Source organism: Rhizobium sp. N324 (genome assembly GCF_001664485.1).
Taxonomy (GTDB): Bacteria; Pseudomonadota; Alphaproteobacteria; order Rhizobiales; family Rhizobiaceae; genus Rhizobium.
This window is the reverse complement of the sequence record NZ_CP013631.1, coordinates 111,505-127,824: the sequence shown is the minus strand read 5'-3', so window position 1 is coordinate 127,824 and position 16,320 is coordinate 111,505. Positions and strand designations below refer to the sequence as shown.

Here is a 16,320-nt window from a genome sequence, read left to right as displayed (position 1 = left end):
GCAAACCCTGTACCGCGGCGCGACAACAGCGACCCAAGATACTTAACATGCGAATTAACTTGACAGAGGCTGGGAATGTTTGCAAGTCTATATTTGAAGCTGAGGTTCAAATAATGAACCATAAGCGCTGACGGCGGCAAAATCAACAAAAGCCAAAACGCCCCTCGTCAGTCCGGTTCTGGTGGAGGTCGCCTGCGCGCAATCGCAGCGATGATCGGATGCTCTTAAAAAGGGGAACGAAGGCAGATGAATACGCAAAATTCGCAAAGTGCCGCTGAGAACCAGCTGCGCAAAAACAGTCTCGGCGTCGGCGCCGTGACCTTCCTGGTGGTTTCGGCCGCCGCACCGCTGACAGCGGTTGCCGGCGGCGTGCCGCTGTCGATGATGCTCGGCAACGGAGCGGGCATTCCGCTGACCTTCCTGCTGGTCACCGGCATTCTGTTGCTGTTTGCCGTCGGCTATGTCGCCATGGCGCGCCATATCCGCAATGCCGGCGCCTTCTACGCTTATACGGCTCAAGGCCTCGGCGGCCTGATGGGCGGGGCGGCGGCGCTGATCGCGATCCTCGCATACAACGCCATGCAGGTCGGCGTTCTCGGCCTCTTCGGCGCAGCGACCAGGGGCTTTTTCGCCGAGCAGCTCGGCATCGACCTTCCCTGGTGGGTCTGGAGTTATATCGGCATCGCCTTTGTCGCCGTCTTCGGCTACCGGCGGGTCGATCTTTCGGCCAAGGTGCTGATGGTTCTCGTCATTCTCGAATATCTCGTCGTCCTCGTCATCGACGCTGCGATCTTGGCCAAGGGCGGTGACAGCGGCCTGACCGCCACCCCCTTCACGCCCACCGCCTTCTGGAGCGGAACGCCGGCGATCGGCATCCTGTTCTGCTTCGCCGCCTTCATCGGCTTCGAGGCAACCACCATCTACAGCGAGGAAGCCCGCGAACCGCACAAGACCGTGCCGCGCGCCACCTATATCTCCGTGCTGATCATCGGCCTCTTCTACATGCTGACATCATGGCTGATGGTAAATGGCGCCGGCGCCGATAAGCTCGTACCCGAACTGCAGGGCCTCGCCGACCCCACGACCTTCCTCTTCGGTCTCGCCGAACGCTATGTCGGCCACTGGATCACCGTCGTGATGAGCGTGCTCTTCATCACCAGCCTGTTTGCCGGCGTCCTTGCCTTCCACAACGGTGTTGCCCGCTACATGTATGTCGCCGGCCGCGAGGGTCTGCTGCCGAAGTCGGTCGGCGTGACACATCCGGTCTTCCAGAGCCCGCATGTTGGATCGATCATCCAGACCGTCATTGCCGTGCTCGTGGTCGCACTCTTTGCAGCGACGGGTCAGGATCCGGTGCTGGCGCTGTTCTCCTGGCTCACCAATGTGGCGACGCTCGCCATCATTCTGCTGATGGCGTTCACGGCCTTCTCGATCGTCGTCTTCTTCAGCCGCAATCCGGGGCTCGAGCGTAATGTGCTGGCCGTCAAAATACTGCCCGTCGTCACGGGACTGATCCTGCTGGCGCTGGTCTATTACATCTCGGCGAATTTCGGCGCCATCGCCGGCGCCAATGGCGCGCTCGGCGTGTTCCTGCCGGGTCTCGTGCTGATCGCCGGGGTCGTCGGATTGCTTGCCGCGGCGCGTCTGAAGTCGGCAGACGCGGTCGGATTTGCCCGGCTTGGCGCCGGGCAGGAAGCCTGACAAAAACCGATCAACGGTGGCGGATCATCTCCGCCACCTTTTTTTGATGAGGGCATGAGATGCAGGACAAAATCGATCAGTTGCGAACGCAGCCCGTTCCTTCCCAATCGCTGTTCGTCGATGGCGCCTGGCGCTTGGCCGTCGGTGGAGCGACGATGGACGTCATCTCGCCGATCGACGGTACGAGGCTGACGACGATCGCCGATGCCGGCGCCGAAGACGTCGACCAGGCGGTCAAAGCGGCGCGCCGCGCCTTCGACAAAGTCGGCTGGTCGCGGGCCGCCCCTGCCGAGCGCAAGAAGGTGCTGCTGAAGATCGCCGAGTTGATCGAGAAGAACGCGCTCGAACTCGCCGTGCTCGGCGTGCGCGACAACGGCACCGAAATTTCGATGGCGCTGAAGGCTGAGCCCGGCAGTGCCGCCGGCACCTTCCGCTATTATGCCGAGGCGATCGACAAGGTCTATGGCGAGATCGCCCCGACGGCCGACAACATTCTCGGCCTCGTTCACCGTGAGCCCATAGGTGTCGTCGCGGCCATCGTGCCGTGGAATTTCCCGATGATGATCGGCGCCTGGAAGATTGCGCCGGCCCTTGCCGCCGGCAATTCGGTGGTGCTGAAACCGGCCGAGGGCGCGTCGCTGACCCTGCTGCGGCTCGCCGAACTTTGCACCGAGGCGGGATTGCCCGATGGCGTGCTCAACGTCGTCACCGGCCGCGGCGCCGTCAGCGGCGAAGCACTCGGGCTGCATATGGATATCGATGTGCTCGCCTTTACCGGCTCCGGCCCGGTCGGCCGCCGGCTGCTGGAAAATTCGGCGCGTTCCAACCTGAAGCGCGTCTATCTGGAACTCGGCGGCAAATCGCCGAACATCGTCTTTGCCGATGCGCCGGATCTCGATCAGGCCGCCAAGATCTCAGCCTACGGCATCTTCCGCAATTCCGGCCAGGTCTGCGTCGCGGGTTCCCGCCTGCTTGTAGAAAAATCGATCCATCAGGAATTTTCGGAAAAGGTCGCCGGCATTGCTGCGGCCATGAAGGTCGGCGATCCCTTGCAGCTCGCCACCGAAGCCGGCGCGATCTCAAGCGAGATCCAGCTGCGGAAAGACCTTGGCCACGTCGCCGACGCCCTGTCGGAAGGTGCTTTGCTGCGCACCGGCGGCGGCCGCATCCTGGAGGAGACGGGCGGTTATTACATGCGGCCGGCGGTGTTTGATGTGACGCCATCGATGACGCTCGCCCGCGAGGAGGTCTTCGGGCCGATCCTGTCGATCATTCCCTTCGAGACGGATGCCGAAGCCCTGCAGATCGCCAACGCCACGGAATATGGGCTGGCATCCGCTGTCTGGACATCGAACCTGTCGCGCGCCCATCGGATTGTCCGCGGCATCCGCGCCGGCGTCGTGCACGTCAACACCTATGGCGGCGCCGACAACAGCGTGCCGCTCGGCGGCGTCAAGCAATCGGGCAACGGCCACGACAAATCGCTGCATGCGCTGGATAAATATGTCGACCTGAAAACCGCGTGGATCCAGCTTTGAACAGGAATTTCGGCCAGCAGGAGGAGGCTGCCCATGACTTTCCCCGAAACCATCACGGTCGAGGAGCTCGAAGCCGACCCTTATCCAATCTATGCCAGATTGCGGCGGGAGATGCCGGTCGCCTATATCCCTGCCGTCAATCTCTGGTTCGTGACGCGTTTCAAGGATGTCGAATACCTGTCGAAGACGCCGGAAATTTTCACTGCCGCAGTCGAAAGCTCGCCGCTCGACCGGAGCTGGGGCAAACCGACCATCCTGACCGCCGACGGTCCGGTGCATAAAAATCTCCGCAGCGGCGTCGATCCGAAATATCATCCGAAGCGTGTTGCCGCCTATATGGACGATCTGGTCCTGCCGATCGCCCGGGAATATCATCACCGCCTGCGGGCCAGTGGGGGCGGCGACCTGATGTCGGACTATTTCGAACCGATTTCGATCCTCAGCCTCGCTCGTTCACTTGGGCTCGGCGATGTCGATCTCGCCACGCTCAGGCGCTGGTTCTTCGGTCTGGCGCAGGGCGCAATCAATTTCGAATGCGATCCGGAGCGGCAGACCGTTGCCGATGCGATCAGCACCGAAATCACCGGGATCGTGACGCCCGTGATGCAAAAGCTCATCGAAGAACCGGACGATTCCGCTTTGTCGCATATGCTGCATGACGGCATTCCCGAGGGCGAAACCCGCACCATAGACTTCGTACTGCCGACCCTCAAAGTCCTGCTGCTCGGCGGTATGCAGGAGCCGGGCCACGGAGCGGGTTCGATCATGGCAGGCCTTTTGCAGAACCCGGATCAGTTCGCGGCAGTGAAGGTCGATCCCGACGCGCTTCTGCCACGCGCCGTCGACGAAGGTTTGCGTTGGATGACGCCGATCGGGACGCAGACGCGGCAGACGACACAGGCTGCCGAAATCGGCGGCGTGACGATCCCCGCCAACCAGCCTGTCGCCGCCGTGCTCGCCTCGGCCTCACATTGCGAAAGCCGGTTCACGGATCCGGGACGCTTCGACATTCATCGCAACGAGGGAGGTCACGCGGCCTTCGGCTTCGGCCATCACTTCTGTGCAGGGCGCTGGTTTGCCCGGCAACAGATCACCTCGGCGCTCCGCTATCTGATCGACCATTCGCCCGAGATCGCGCTCCGCGATGATGGCCCGGTGCAGTTTCGCGGCTGGGAATTCCGTGCTCCCTCGACATTGAACGTCACGCTTCGATAAGTGGTTCAGCAGGACGTTTTTCAGGCGCCCTGCGCTCTAACACTTTGTCTCCACGCATCGACCGGATGCACTAGCCTCCGAAACTGCCCACCTGCGTCGGCACGTTGATATAGTTGCGGTCGAAGTAAAGCAGTGCATTGCCATCCGCCCGCGCGCGAATGCCAATGACCTGACCGATGAAGATATGATGCGTGCCGACCAGGCGCGCCTCGGTCAGCCGGCAGTCGAAGGAGACCATGGCGCCGGCCAGCGCCTGGCTTCCCGACGGCATGTCGACCCATTCCGCCGCGGCATAGCGTGCCGCCATATCCGCCTGGCGGCCGGCGAAATAGCCGGCGAGCTCCTGGTGGTCATCCGCAAGGACGTTGACGCAAAAGCGGTGGTTTTCGAGAAAGACGCCGCATTGGGCCGAGCGACCGTTCATGCAGACCAGCAGCGTCGGCGGTTCGTCGGTGACGCTGCACATGGCGGTGGCGGTGAACCCGCCGCGCCCGGCGGGTCCGTTGGTGGTAATGACGTTGACCGGGGCGCAGACCCTGGCCATGGCGTCGCGGAACTCGGTTTTCGAGACTTGCTCCTCCATGGCCATCTCCTCACTCGGCCGCGTTGCGGGCGGCGGATATCTCATCGAGCGGCGGCAGCCAGGTGTCGCCGGTCCAGCCGGTTTCGTCGTAATCGCTCATGCATTGGTCGACGAGCGCTTCCATCTCCCTAAGCCGCCCGCCGCGCTCGGCGCCCTTCAGCACCTGCAGCCGGACTTCCTCGGGCGCGCCGGCATAGTTGAGTTCGTAAAGCGCGTGGCGGCCGCCGAATTCGGTGCCGGTCGCATCCCACAGCAGTTTCATGATTTTGATGCGCTCAATATGGCCCATGTCGTTGGAGCCGCGCACATATTGGGCGAGATAGCGGTCGATCTCGGGATTTCCGAAATCCTTGGCGGAGGAGGGGAGATAGATCAGCCCCGAGGCGACGACCTTGCGCACCGTCTCGATGACGCGCGGATAGGCCTCCGACATGAAGGTGCGGTAGGAAAGGGCGGCCTCCATGTTGGGCAGCACGGCGCCGTTCGCCCATGGCTGCGGATTGTGGGCCATGGCGTTGGAAAAGGACCAGAACATGTGGCGCAGTGCGATGACCTCGCCGAGTGCGGCCTGATTGCCGCGGAAGGCGTCGCCGCCGGTGGCCCGCAGCGCCTTGGCGAGCAACCCCGCCATAAAGTCCAGCTTGACGGCAAAGCGCGTGCAGCCCTGGAAGCAGTAGCCGTGCATGAAGCCGGAGGCCGGATGGAACGACAGGATCTTGGCCGCATCGCGCAACACCAGCACGTCCTCCCAGGGCACGAAGACATTGTCGAGCACCAGGATCGCATCGTTCTCGTCGAAGCGCGACGACAGGGGATAGTCGAAGGGCTGGCCGATCGTATTGGCGGTCTGCTCGTAGGAGACGCGGCAGAACATCTTGATACCAGGCGCATTCATCGGCACGATGAACATGACCGACAGCGACGGATCTTCCGTGACCGTCGCCGAGCTCTGGGCGAGGAAGTTGTAATGCGTCAGCGCCGAGGAAGTCGCCACTACCTTGGCGCCTGAGACGTAGATGCCGGCATCGGTTTCCTTGGTGATGTGGACGAAGACATCCTTGACGGCGTCGGCCGGCTTGTGCCGGTCGATCGGTGGATTGACGATCGCATGGTTCATGAACAGCACGGATTCCTGGGCGCGTTTGTGCCAGGCAAGCGCGTTGTCCTTGAACGGTCCGTACCAGTCGGCATTGGCGCCGAGCGTGTTCATCAGCGCCGCCTTGTAGTCGGCGGTGCGGCCCATCCAGCCATAGGACATGCGGGCCCAATCGGCGATGGCGCCCTGCTGGGCGACGAGCTCGGCCGAGGATTTCGCCACCCGGAAATATTTATGCGTATAGCCGCCATTGCCGGTATCGGTCGGCGATGTCAGGCGGTCCCTGGTCTTCTCGGCGTGCAGCGCATCATACATCCGCGCGATCGAACGGGCGGAATTACGCATCGACGGATGGCTGGTGACGTCGGCGATGCGATCGCCGTTGATATAGACCTCGCGCCCATCGCGCAGGCTGGCGAGATATTCGGCGCCGGTAAACGGACGTGTCTTGTCGCCGCGGTGGTCTTCAGCTCGCATCTCAGGTTCCTCCCTTGGAATATTGACAGAAGCTAAAACGGGAGCGGCGGGCACACCATGGACAAAGAAGGGAATTCGCTGGTACTTTTTCCGGCATGGCGACACGAAACGACGTTCCCATTTTTTTTGTCTATGGCGAGCCGAGCCGCTCGCTCGATGTAGGATTCCTGCACGTCGAAACGGTGATGGAGCGAAAAACCCTGCATTTCGGCCATGTTTCGCCGCACAAACATCCGCTGATGGGACAGATCACCTATTGGTTTCAAGGTGGCGGAACCTATCGGATCGAAGACGAAACTTGGAATTTTTCTGCTCCCGCCGTGAGCTTCGTGCCGAGCAACGTGGTGCATGGTTTCGATGTCGACGAACAGTCCGACGCGATCGTCGTATCGGTCTCGGACGACATGCTGAAGGCGATCGTGCCGCAGGTCGCGCTCAATCTCGACGTGCCGACCTTCCTGACCGGCCAGCCTGCGGATCCGGCATGGACCAAGCTCGCAACCCTGCTCGACATGGTCGCCGAGGATTATCGCGATCGGGGTGCGGACGGGGAACAGGTGCTCTGCGGCCTGATTTCGGTCGCGCTGTCGCTGATGGGCCGCATCGGCGGCCGCGGCGCCTTGCCGTCGACCTCGGCGACGGTCTCGCTCGGCCTGGCGTTGCGCCGTCTCGTCGATCTTCACTACAGGAAGGATTGGCCGGTCGGAGCCTATGTCAAGCTGCTTGCCACCACGCCGCATCTTCTCGACAAGGCCGCCCGCGAAGTCTTTGGATTGTCCGTCAAGGAATTGCTGTTGGAGCGGCGGACGCTGGAAGCCAAACGTCTGCTGATGTTCACCGTCCGCTCGGTGGAAGATATTGCCGGTGAGATCGGCTTCGAAGATCCCGCCTATTTCTCCCGCTTCTTTCGCAAACGCACCGGTGAGGCGCCGGCCGCCTGGCGCCGGCGGCATTTGCAGGCGGCATCGTGACGCGCGAGAAGACTGCGTCGGCTCTCGTCACCGAAGAAAGATCAAAGCCATCCCGACGACAACGAGAGCGGCGCCGGCCCAGGCGCCGCCGGCTGGGCGTTCGCCGGTTTTGAGCCACAGCAACGGCAGAATAATCGCGGGCGACGTGGCCGACAGCGTCGAAACGATACCGACCTTGCCGCCCGCGAGCGCAAAGAGCAGGAGTGTCATGCCCATGCCGAGGGCTATGATCCCGGTCAGGGCGGTCATTGCTGCGACCCTGAAGGTGAGCGGCCCCTTCGGCTTGACCGACTGGACAGGCAACTGGATCAGGATGCTCAGGCAAAGGGCCGCCATGCCGACGCGAAGCAGCGAAGCGACAAAAGGATCGATACCGCTCACCATGACCGGCCGGGCGATGATGGAACCGACCGCCTGGCCCGTCGCGGCGCCAAGCCCCAGCAGGACGCCGATCCACAACGGTCCCTTGATCGTCTCCCATTGATGGATCTGTGATCGGCTCTTGCCGAAAACGATGGCGAGAAAAACGCCTGCGGCCGTCAACGCGATCCCCGCCACCGCAGTCGATGACAGCGCTTCCCCGAGCACCAGCCAGCCGAGCAGCGAGGCAATCGGAGCATTGAGCGCGAACAAGATGCCGGCGCGACGCGGGCCAAGCCGGTTCAGGGTCGCAAAAAGCAGCGTATCGCCGATGAAGATGCCGATCAGTCCGGACAATAGCAGCGGACCGACGCTTGCCTCGTCGAGTTGACGCCAGGAACCGGTGACGATCACATAAAGGGCCAAAAGGCCGGTGACGAAAACCTGGCGGACCCTGTTGAAGGCGGGCGCGCCGAGATGGCCGGATGGAACTGCCGAGATCAGACCGGTGAAGGCCCAGCACGTTGCCGCTCCGAGCGCGGCAAGTTCATGAATTGGCATGACTTCGATCCTCAATGCATGTCGTCCGGAATGTGCGGCGGTTCCCGGGTAACGACATGCATAAAACAAAGGACCAAAGCGCGGCGCATGGATCAAGTTTGATGCGACGCGCTTTGGAATCCGGGCGCGAAGCGTTTAAACGTGATTGAAGAGCAACTGTCGAGGGCTGTTCGATGCGACGCCACGGACGGCTTCTCAGCCACCGTCATCGACAGGACATCAAGCAACATTTGTCAGTGTCATTCTCTAGCTGACGGCATGGCCGGCCAGGCCATAAACCGCCGGCTCCCCATTCTTCCTGTTCAGGAAACGCCGCCCCTTGGACATGGTCGTCACGGTTTCCGAGACGGCCAGCCGGCTTTGTTGAAGGAACTCGGCGAACAGGCCTTTTTCCCGCGTATCGACGCGCGCGAAGCGGCCAGCCAGATTCTTGAGATGCACCGCGGTCAGATGGATCGCGTCCTGATCATTGCTTGCCACGATCGGCCCGACGACATGGCCGCGCCCGAATTCGCGGCACATGGAATAGCCGACGATTTCGCCGCCCCGCCGGAGTGTGCGAACGGAAGCACCTTCGGCAAGCAAAGCCAGCAATTTGCCGCGATCGGTGCCGAAAGCGCGTGTATCGAGGGCGTTGATCTCCTCGACATTGTCATTTGACAATTCGCCCAGCTGCCCGTTCAGCTCCGGCAGGAGAGGGAGCGCAGGCGTGACATCGCCCTGGTACTGATAGACAATCGCTTCCTTGGTGAAGCCGAGCGACACATAAAGCCTGTAAGCTGCATGGGTCGAGTTCAGGCTCAGATGGCGGTCGCCGCACTGTTCGAACACCTGCTCCATGAGCCATCGGCCGGTCCCTTGCGCTTGCGTGCGGGGCGAGGTGATCACCAGACCGATCGTGGCGAAATCATCCCCATGCGGAAACCACATCGCGCTTCCGAAGACGCGTCCGATCCCATCGACGGCAACGATGCCGCGGCCCGCGCGCCGCAGGAGATCCCAGTCTTTGGGCCGGTGCGGCCAGCCGACGCCGATCGACAGCGCGTGAAGCAGGCTGACATCGACACTGTTGATATCCTGCGCAATCAATTCGAACGATTTCAGCCGCACTGATTTTTGCATGTTCGGGTATCCGCTCCGTTCGCCCGATCACCAGCCCCACCGGAGGGAGACAGCGACCTTGATCCTGCGCCGATTGCAACCAAGTCACAATATCGCACATCAAGGCCGGCAGGATTGGCTTGTTCGCCGCAACAATTCGAAATCTTCAGCTGAACCGAAGCCCCACTCAGCAGGCAAAACTCCTGCCTTTGCTTAGGCTGGTTAGCATCTGGACCACTCCAAAGGCAACTTGGTCACCCATGAACGTCATAGATATTCTTGCGAGGCTGATCGCGTTCCCCTCCGTTGTTGGAACGCCGAACGGCGCGATTGCCGACTGGATCGGCGACTATTGCCGGAAGGCGGGGGCCGATGTCACAGTCCATCCTGGCCCGGAAGGTGACCGATACAACCTTTTCGCGACTATCGGACCGCCCGAAGGCCGAGGCTACATTCTGTCCGGACACATGGATGTCGTGCCGGCCGGCGAACCGGAATGGAGTTCAGATCCATTCGAGCTGCGCGCTGAAGGAGACAGGCTTTACGGGCGCGGCGCCACCGATATGAAAGGTTTTCTCGCCTGCGCCCTGGCCGCATTGCCGAAACTTGCCGCCATGAAGCTGCGGCGGCCGATCCACCTTGCCTTCTCCTATGACGAGGAGGCCGGCAGCCGCGGCGTGCCGCATCTGATCGCGGCGCTGCCGAAACTGTGCAACGCCCCGCTGGGGGCGATCATCGGCGAACCGAGCCGAATGCAGGCGGTGCGGGGGCATAAGGGCAAGGCAGCCGTCCGGCTCGAGGTGATTGGGCGGTCGGGTCATTCCTCCCGCCCTGATCTCGGACTGAACGCCATTCACGCCATGGCCAATCTGATCACCGAGGTCGCGGAATACGGTAAATCCCTGACGAACGGCCCCTTCCATCATGATTTCGCGCCTCCCTACTCGTCATTGCAGGTCGGCGTCATTGCCGGCGGCCAGTCGGTCAACATCATTCCGGATCGCTGCACCGCCGATGTCGAGGTCCGCGCCGTACCGGGCCTCTCGCCGTCCTCTCTGCTTGAGTCGGTACGAGCCAAGCTCACCGCTCTCAAAGATCAGGGCTTCGAGGTCGGCTGGCACGAGCTCAGCGCTTACCCCGGACTGGCACTCCCCGTAGACAGTAAACTCGCAGCGCTGCTGACGGACTTGACGGGGCAGAAGCCACTTGCCGCGGTCAGCTACGGCACGGAAGCCGGACTCTATCAGCAGGCCGGCATCGATTCCATTATTTGCGGTCCCGGGGATATCGGCCGTGCGCACCGGCCCGACGAATACATCGAGGTCGGCGAACTCGCCGCATGCCAGACGATGATCGAGGAATTCGGCAGCCATCTTGCCGAAGGCTGAAAGAAGGCGATCTCCATGGCATTTCTCTTCAACTCCGATGCCGCACGCGGTGCGATTTTCCGGGAGATTTTTGCCCGCGAGCTTCCGGATCTGGAGTTCGTCGGGCAGGGCCAAACGGTGAATCCGGATAAGGTGCGCTATCTCTTGACCTGGACGGTCCCCGGCGACATCGCGCGTTACCGCAATTTGGAAGTTCTGTTTTGCATCGGCGCCGGCGTCGATCAGCTCAAACAGGACAGCGTGCCGGAGCATATAGCCGTCGTCCGCATGGTCGAGGACGGCATTATCCGGATGATGCAGGAATACGTCACTCTTGGGGTCCTGACGCTCCACCGGGAGATGCTCGCTTACCGGGAACTGCAGAAACAGTCTGCCTGGCAGACGCTGACCGTACCGCAGGCCGCTCGGCGCAGAATAGGCTTCCTCGGCCTCGGCATCCTGGCGCAGGCGGCGATCGAGCGCTTGCAGCCGTTCCAATTTCCGCTCGCCGGATGGAGCCGCAGCAAAAAGCAAATCGACGGCGTCACCTGCCATCATGGCACGGACGGACTCGCCGGCTTTCTGGCCGAGACGGACATTCTGGTCTGCCTGCTGCCGCTGACCGACGAGACGCGCGGCATTCTCAATGCCGAACTCTTCTCCCGGCTGCCCGCCGGCGCGAGGCTGTTGCATGTGGGCCGCGGGCCGCATCTCGACCAGGCGGCGCTGATCGAAGCGCTCGACAGCGGCCGTCTTGCCGCGGCCATGCTCGACGTCACCGATCCGGAGCCGCTGCCGGCAGACCATCCGCTCTGGCAACATCCAAAAGTGGCGATCACGCCGCACATCGCCTCGGTCACCCAGCCGGAAACGGCAGCGCATTCGGTCATTGAAAATATTCGGCGCCATCGCGCTGGAGAAAACCTGATCGGCCTGGTCGATCGGACACGCGGTTATTAACGAGGAAAATCACATGTCGCTTCTGCTGACCATCGACACCGATCCGAACTTTACGCCAAAGCATGCCGTGCCGGACGCAGACCGGCTGATTTCGGGCAGCCCGGCCTACAAGACCTGGGCTCAGGATGCCTCCAGAGGCGAGAAGGTGCTCACCGGCATTTGGGAGGCGACACCCGGCGAGCACCATTCCATCAAGGGCACGGTTTACGAGTTCTGCCACATCATTTCCGGCGTCGTCGAGATCGATGAAAAGAACGGCGAGACGAAGACTTATCGCGCCGGCGACAGCTTCGTGATGAAGCCCGGTTTTGTCGGCGTCTGGCGCACGATCGAAACCGTGCGCAAGATCTATGTCTGCGTTTACGACTAAGAGGCCGCCGATGGGCGCGCCCAAGAACGGCGCGCCTGTTATCTAGCCTTCGGCAATGACAAAGATCTTCTTGAGATTGCCGTGAATTGAAAGGCGGTTGATCGTCCCGCGGTCGACGAAGATCGCGTCCCCCGGCCCGACCGATGTTTTCCTCCCGTCTGCATCGGTCACGTCGACCTGCCCCTCCAGGATATACATCAATTCATGGACGGGATGTGGGCGCGACAGCCGGGTGTGCGGAGTCGTCGCCCAGACACCGGCCCGAAAGCCGGCGGCTTCGTCGGAAAATGCCCGGAAGTGACGACACTGAGGCGTATCCCCTTCCAGAAACTGCGCCGGGGGCGGCGCGGAAGAGGCAAGCGCCACATCCCTATCGATCGCCACGACGCCTTGCCTGCCCGATGTTGCCGCGGTCGCCGCACAAAAAATCCATTGCGTGCCTTCGTCTGCTTCCGCGGTGATGTCCTGGCCGCGGCCGATGACTACGCTGTCGCCGGAGGCGAGATCAAACGTCAAGCCGCCCGAATGCAGGACAAGACGCCCTGCCACGACGACCAGGCATTCCGTATGGGGAAAGCCGGCGGTCGCGGCTTTTCCGCTCCAATGGACTGATCCGGCGAAAACCGTGCCAGAGGCGCTCCGGACGATATCGCGGCCAGCCCCGAATATGTCGTCTGGCCCCAAGGCGCTTCGCTTGCCTTCCGGGGCGGATCCGCTTTTCGCCTCAAAGAGGAGGATGGTTTTACCGGTCATCACGTCAATCCCATTTTGATGAGCTATTCATAGGTTCTGGTGTCGATGGGCCGCAGGCCGTTTTACCAGGGCAAGGCCAGTGCTCTTCCGGTCCTTGGCCTCGGCCGAATGCAGCAGGCTTTCGGGCAACAGCTGAGCATCATTGGGCATGGACCTATTCCGGAAAACCGCGGGATCGAATTCTGCAGAGATCCTAATCCGTGGCGTCAAGGGACGCGCTGCGGAGTTGGCGCATAAACAGAATATCCTTTGGTTTGCGGCCCCCAACACAGGCAAATGTTGCGAAACAAAGCCGCCTGCGCCGCACCTCACCAGCGCGAGCAGGCATATACTTCCCGCATCGGATCAGACGAGCAGAAGGGCATGCGCCAATGAAATTTGCTTCCTACTGGCATGATACCTCGATCCCCTTCGCCGGAGGCATCGCCGATCCCGTCTCGGGAGATTTCGAAGTTGCGGTGATCGGGGCCGGCTTCACCGGGCTCAACGCAGCGCGCACGCTGGCGCAATCCGGTGTGAAGGTCGCTCTGCTGGAAGCCGAGCATGTTGGCTATGGTGCGTCCGGACGCAATGGCGGGCACCTCAACAGCGGCCATTTCGCAAGCTTCGGCGCCGCCAAGCAGCATCTCGGGGAAGACCGGGCGCGCCGCTTGTGGCGGGCCTATGACGACTCGATCGACATGATCGAACGCATCATCGAGGAAGAAAAGATCGCATGCGACTTCCGCAGGGGCGGCAAGCTCAAGCTTGCCTCGAAGACCTCTCATGTCGGCAAGCTGCAGGCAATGTCCAAAGAAATCCGCCGCGAAGTCGACCCGTCAGCCGAATGGCTGACGCGCGAGGACCTCCGCAAGGAGGTGGTATCGGATGCCTTCCATGGTGGAGTCCTCTATCCGAAATCCGCCATGATGCACATGGGACGCTACGCCAATGGCGTGGCGCAAGCCGCCTGCCGCCATGGTGCGGCGATCTGGGAGCGCAACCCGGTCACCGCCCGCGAACCCGTACCGAATGGATGGAGGCTGACCACGCCGACCGGCTCGCTCACCGCCCGCCAGGTCATCCTGGCCACCGATGCCTATACGCCAAGCGTCTTTAACTATTTCCGCCGAAGGCTGATGCCGATCGCTTCCTTCATCATTGCGACACGCCCGCTCACCCCGCAGGAGGTCGCGGCGACGGTTCCGGGCAACCGCAACTTCACCAACTCCCTCAACATCGCCAACTATTTCCGCCTGACACCCGACAACCGCATGCTGTTCGGGGGGAGGGCGAGATTTTCGGCCGTCTCGAACCAGAAAACCGACGTCAGCTCCGGCCAGCTTCTGCGCCGGCAGATGGTCGGCATGTTTCCGCAGCTTGCGGACGTCGAGGTCGACTATTGCTGGGGCGGCCTCGTCGGCTGCACGCAAGACCGTTATCCCCGCGCGGGCAGCGCCGAGGGCGTGATTTACAGCATGGGCTATTCCGGCCACGGAGCCCAGTTGTCGACCTTCATGGGCGGCGCGCTGGCCAATATGGCGATGGGGCGCAAGGACGCCAATCCGCTCGACGGCTTCACGTGGCCCGCCGTTCCGATGCATACCGGAAACCCCTGGTTTTTGCCCATCGTCGGCACCTATTACCGCATGAAGGACCTGCTGCCCTGACCGACCCTGGCGCCGCCGCCCGCGGCTTCGACAGCCTCGCGCAGGACGACCGCCCCTGTTTTCCTGCCGATCCTCCGTGCCTCATGCCGCATAAGGACTTTGCAATGATCACGCCTCTCGAACATCTGTCCCGCAACGGTCGTCTGCACAAGTTCTTCATCGACGGGCAATGGCTCGAACCCAGGGGCAGCGCCAAGGGCGCCGTGATCAATCCTGCCACTGAGGAGACAGTGACCCATTTTGCGCTCGGAAACGGCGAGGATGTCCACGCTGCGGTTTCCGCCGCCCGGCGGGCCTTCGCCACCTGGAGCCGGACCACGCCGGAATACCGTGCGGCTCTGCTCGACCGCCTGCAGGCGCTGCTCGAAGCGCGCAGCGAACTGTTCGCGCAATGCCTGAGCCTCGAAATGGGCGCGGCGATCGGATATGCGCGCAGCGCGCAGGTGCCGCTGGCGATCGCCCATGTGCAGGTCGCCCGCGCTGTGCTGGAGGCCTTCCCCTTCGTCAAGCAGCGTGGCCACACCGCCGTCACCCACGAACCGATCGGCGTCTGCGCACTGATCACCCCGTGGAACTGGCCGCTCTACCAGATCACCGCCAAAGTCTCGCCGGCGCTTGCTGCGGGCTGCACGGTCGTGCTGAAGCCTAGCGAGCTTTCGCCTCTCGACGCGCTGCTGTTTGCAGAGACGATCGAGGAAGCCGGCTTTCCCAAAGGCGTCTTCAACCTCGTCAATGGTGACGGCCCGTGCGTCGGTTCCGCTCTCGCGTCCCATCCCGATGTCGACATGATTTCCATTACCGGCTCTACCCGTGCCGGTGTCGCAGTGGCCCAGGCAGCTGCGCCGACCGTCAAGCGCGTCGCTCAGGAGCTCGGCGGCAAGTCGCCGAACGTGATCCTGCCGGACGCCGATCTCGATCGCGCCGTTTCCCTGGGCATAGCGGCTGCCTTCCGTAACCTTGGCCAATCATGCAGTGCGCCGACGCGTATGATCGTGCCGCGCGCGCTCCTGTCCGAGAGCGAGTCCATCGCCGGGAGAGCCGCAGATGAGATCGTGGTCGGCGATCCCCTCTCAAAATCCAGCACGCATGGTGCGATCGCCAACCGCGCTCAATTCGATCGGATCCAGACCATGATCGGCGTCGGGATTGCGGAAGGCGCGACGCTCGTTACCGGCGGGGAGGGTCGCCCAGCCGGGCTGAATGCCGGCTTCTACGTCAAACCGACGATTTTCTCGGAGGTGCGCACGGATATGCGTATTGCCCAGGAGGAAATCTTCGGCCCGGTTCTCTGCCTCATTCCCTACGACACGGTGGAGGAAGCCGTCGCCATCGCCAATCATACCGTCTACGGCTTGGGTGCGCACGTGCAGGGCAAGAATATGGACGTCGTCAAGGACGTCGCGTCACGGATCCGCTGCGGTCAAGTGCATCTCAACTATCCGGCCTGGGATCCGCACGCCCCATTTGGCGGCTTCAAGCAATCTGGAAACGGTCGCGAATTCGGCATTGAGGGCATGCTGGAATACCTCGAGGTCAAGTCCATCCTCGGATACTTCTAAAGCATCGCATCGCTCTCTGCCGCGCAGGCCGCTGACATTCCTATCCGGCACCTGCTCAC

14 protein-coding genes are annotated in these 16,320 nt (G+C 62.2%); 9 read left to right on the top strand and 5 right to left on the bottom strand.

All coding sequences use genetic code 11. From position 1 onward, the window contains the following. Nucleotides 1–246: 246 nt before the first annotated feature. From AMK05_RS22885 to AMK05_RS22875, 3 genes are read left to right on the top strand one after another with little or no spacing between them, the layout of a single operon-like run. Nucleotides 247–1,701: an APC family permease gene (locus AMK05_RS22885; protein WP_064841601.1), complete on the top strand. Its 1,455-nt coding sequence runs from the start codon at nucleotides 247–249 to the stop codon at nucleotides 1,699–1,701. A 59-nt stretch (nucleotides 1,702–1,760) separates the two neighbouring features. Further along, nucleotides 1,761–3,239: an aldehyde dehydrogenase gene (locus AMK05_RS22880; RefSeq protein ID WP_064841600.1), complete on the top strand. Its 1,479-nt coding sequence runs from the start codon at nucleotides 1,761–1,763 to the stop codon at nucleotides 3,237–3,239. A 33-nt stretch (nucleotides 3,240–3,272) separates the two neighbouring features. Then, nucleotides 3,273–4,454 (top strand): cytochrome P450, encoded by a 1,182-nt coding sequence (locus tag AMK05_RS22875; RefSeq protein WP_064841599.1) that lies wholly within the window; start codon nucleotides 3,273–3,275, stop codon nucleotides 4,452–4,454. A gap of 70 nt (nucleotides 4,455–4,524) precedes the next feature. On the opposite strand, the gene AMK05_RS22870 is transcribed toward AMK05_RS22875, so the two are convergent. Both AMK05_RS22870 and AMK05_RS22865 read right to left on the bottom strand, forming a co-directional pair. Further along, nucleotides 4,525–5,037, bottom strand: coding sequence for a flavin reductase (locus AMK05_RS22870; RefSeq protein ID WP_064841598.1), 513 nt, complete (start codon nucleotides 5,035–5,037; stop codon nucleotides 4,525–4,527). 10 nt (nucleotides 5,038–5,047) lie between these two features. Next, nucleotides 5,048–6,610 (bottom strand): 4-hydroxyphenylacetate 3-hydroxylase N-terminal domain-containing protein, encoded by a 1,563-nt coding sequence (locus AMK05_RS22865; protein ID WP_064841597.1) that lies wholly within the window; start codon nucleotides 6,608–6,610, stop codon nucleotides 5,048–5,050. A 95-nt stretch (nucleotides 6,611–6,705) separates the two neighbouring features. On the opposite strand from AMK05_RS22865, the gene AMK05_RS22860 reads away from it, so the two are divergent. Further along, nucleotides 6,706–7,581 carry a helix-turn-helix domain-containing protein gene (locus AMK05_RS22860; RefSeq protein ID WP_064841596.1) on the top strand — a complete coding sequence of 292 codons (876 nt, stop codon included), beginning with the start codon at nucleotides 6,706–6,708 and terminating at the stop codon, nucleotides 7,579–7,581. Between the two features lie 27 nt (nucleotides 7,582–7,608). Here AMK05_RS22860 and AMK05_RS22855 read toward each other — a convergent pair whose 3' ends face one another. Both AMK05_RS22855 and AMK05_RS22850 read right to left on the bottom strand, forming a co-directional pair. Then, on the bottom strand, nucleotides 7,609–8,502 hold the full coding sequence (locus AMK05_RS22855; RefSeq protein WP_064841595.1) for a DMT family transporter: 894 nt from the start codon (nucleotides 8,500–8,502) through the stop codon (nucleotides 7,609–7,611). A 246-nt stretch (nucleotides 8,503–8,748) separates the two neighbouring features. After that, a complete protein-coding gene (locus tag AMK05_RS22850) occupies nucleotides 8,749–9,624 on the bottom strand; it encodes a GNAT family N-acetyltransferase (protein WP_064841594.1) in 876 nt (291 codons plus the stop codon). Between the two features lie 239 nt (nucleotides 9,625–9,863). On the opposite strand from AMK05_RS22850, the gene argE reads away from it, so the two are divergent. The 3 genes from argE to AMK05_RS22835 are packed head-to-tail and all read left to right on the top strand — an operon-like array spanning nucleotide 9,864 to nucleotide 12,300. After that, complete coding sequence (gene argE, locus AMK05_RS22845; protein WP_064841593.1) at nucleotides 9,864–10,991, top strand: acetylornithine deacetylase; 1,128 nt, start codon at nucleotides 9,864–9,866, stop codon at nucleotides 10,989–10,991. 15 nt (nucleotides 10,992–11,006) lie between these two features. Then, on the top strand, nucleotides 11,007–11,930 hold the full coding sequence (locus tag AMK05_RS22840; protein WP_064841592.1) for a 2-hydroxyacid dehydrogenase: 924 nt from the start codon (nucleotides 11,007–11,009) through the stop codon (nucleotides 11,928–11,930). A 13-nt stretch (nucleotides 11,931–11,943) separates the two neighbouring features. After that, nucleotides 11,944–12,300 carry a cupin domain-containing protein gene (locus tag AMK05_RS22835; RefSeq protein WP_064841591.1) on the top strand — a complete coding sequence of 119 codons (357 nt, stop codon included), beginning with the start codon at nucleotides 11,944–11,946 and terminating at the stop codon, nucleotides 12,298–12,300. A gap of 42 nt (nucleotides 12,301–12,342) precedes the next feature. Here the strand turns inward: AMK05_RS22835 and AMK05_RS22830 are convergent, their stop codons facing one another. After that, nucleotides 12,343–13,053, bottom strand: a complete 711-nt coding sequence (locus AMK05_RS22830; RefSeq protein ID WP_064841590.1) for a cupin domain-containing protein — start codon at nucleotides 13,051–13,053, stop codon at nucleotides 12,343–12,345. A gap of 371 nt (nucleotides 13,054–13,424) precedes the next feature. Here AMK05_RS22830 and AMK05_RS22825 point away from each other — a divergent pair, with 371 nt between their 5' ends. Together AMK05_RS22825 and AMK05_RS22820 are read left to right on the top strand one after the other, a co-directional pair. Beyond that, nucleotides 13,425–14,702 (top strand): NAD(P)/FAD-dependent oxidoreductase, encoded by a 1,278-nt coding sequence (locus AMK05_RS22825; protein ID WP_064841589.1) that lies wholly within the window; start codon nucleotides 13,425–13,427, stop codon nucleotides 14,700–14,702. Nucleotides 14,703–14,806: 104 nt separating this feature from the next. Beyond that, nucleotides 14,807–16,261, top strand: a complete 1,455-nt coding sequence (locus tag AMK05_RS22820) for an aldehyde dehydrogenase family protein (protein WP_064841588.1) — start codon at nucleotides 14,807–14,809, stop codon at nucleotides 16,259–16,261. The last annotated feature ends 59 nt before the right edge of the window (nucleotides 16,262–16,320 follow it).

Excerpts from the sequence above, each read along its gene's own strand:
- AMK05_RS22840 (WP_064841592.1), top strand. The coding sequence starts at position 11,007 with ATGGCATTTCTCTTCAACTCCGATGCCGCACGCGGTGCGATTTTCCGG.
- AMK05_RS22855 (WP_064841595.1), bottom strand. The coding sequence starts at position 8,502 with ATGCCAATTCATGAACTTGCCGCGCTCGGAGCGGCAACGTGCTGGGCC.
- AMK05_RS22835 (WP_064841591.1), top strand. The coding sequence starts at position 11,944 with ATGTCGCTTCTGCTGACCATCGACACCGATCCGAACTTTACGCCAAAG.
- AMK05_RS22860 (WP_064841596.1), top strand. The coding sequence starts at position 6,706 with ATGGCGACACGAAACGACGTTCCCATTTTTTTTGTCTATGGCGAGCCG.
- AMK05_RS22850 (WP_064841594.1), bottom strand. The coding sequence starts at position 9,624 with ATGCAAAAATCAGTGCGGCTGAAATCGTTCGAATTGATTGCGCAGGAT.
- AMK05_RS22885 (WP_064841601.1), top strand. The coding sequence starts at position 247 with ATGAATACGCAAAATTCGCAAAGTGCCGCTGAGAACCAGCTGCGCAAA.
- AMK05_RS22820 (WP_064841588.1), top strand. The coding sequence starts at position 14,807 with ATGATCACGCCTCTCGAACATCTGTCCCGCAACGGTCGTCTGCACAAG.
- AMK05_RS22830 (WP_064841590.1), bottom strand. The coding sequence starts at position 13,053 with ATGACCGGTAAAACCATCCTCCTCTTTGAGGCGAAAAGCGGATCCGCC.
- AMK05_RS22870 (WP_064841598.1), bottom strand. The coding sequence starts at position 5,037 with ATGGAGGAGCAAGTCTCGAAAACCGAGTTCCGCGACGCCATGGCCAGG.
- AMK05_RS22825 (WP_064841589.1), top strand. The coding sequence starts at position 13,425 with ATGAAATTTGCTTCCTACTGGCATGATACCTCGATCCCCTTCGCCGGA.
- argE (WP_064841593.1), top strand. The coding sequence starts at position 9,864 with ATGAACGTCATAGATATTCTTGCGAGGCTGATCGCGTTCCCCTCCGTT.
- AMK05_RS22880 (WP_064841600.1), top strand. The coding sequence starts at position 1,761 with ATGCAGGACAAAATCGATCAGTTGCGAACGCAGCCCGTTCCTTCCCAA.
- AMK05_RS22875 (WP_064841599.1), top strand. The coding sequence starts at position 3,273 with ATGACTTTCCCCGAAACCATCACGGTCGAGGAGCTCGAAGCCGACCCT.
- AMK05_RS22865 (WP_064841597.1), bottom strand. The coding sequence starts at position 6,610 with ATGCGAGCTGAAGACCACCGCGGCGACAAGACACGTCCGTTTACCGGC.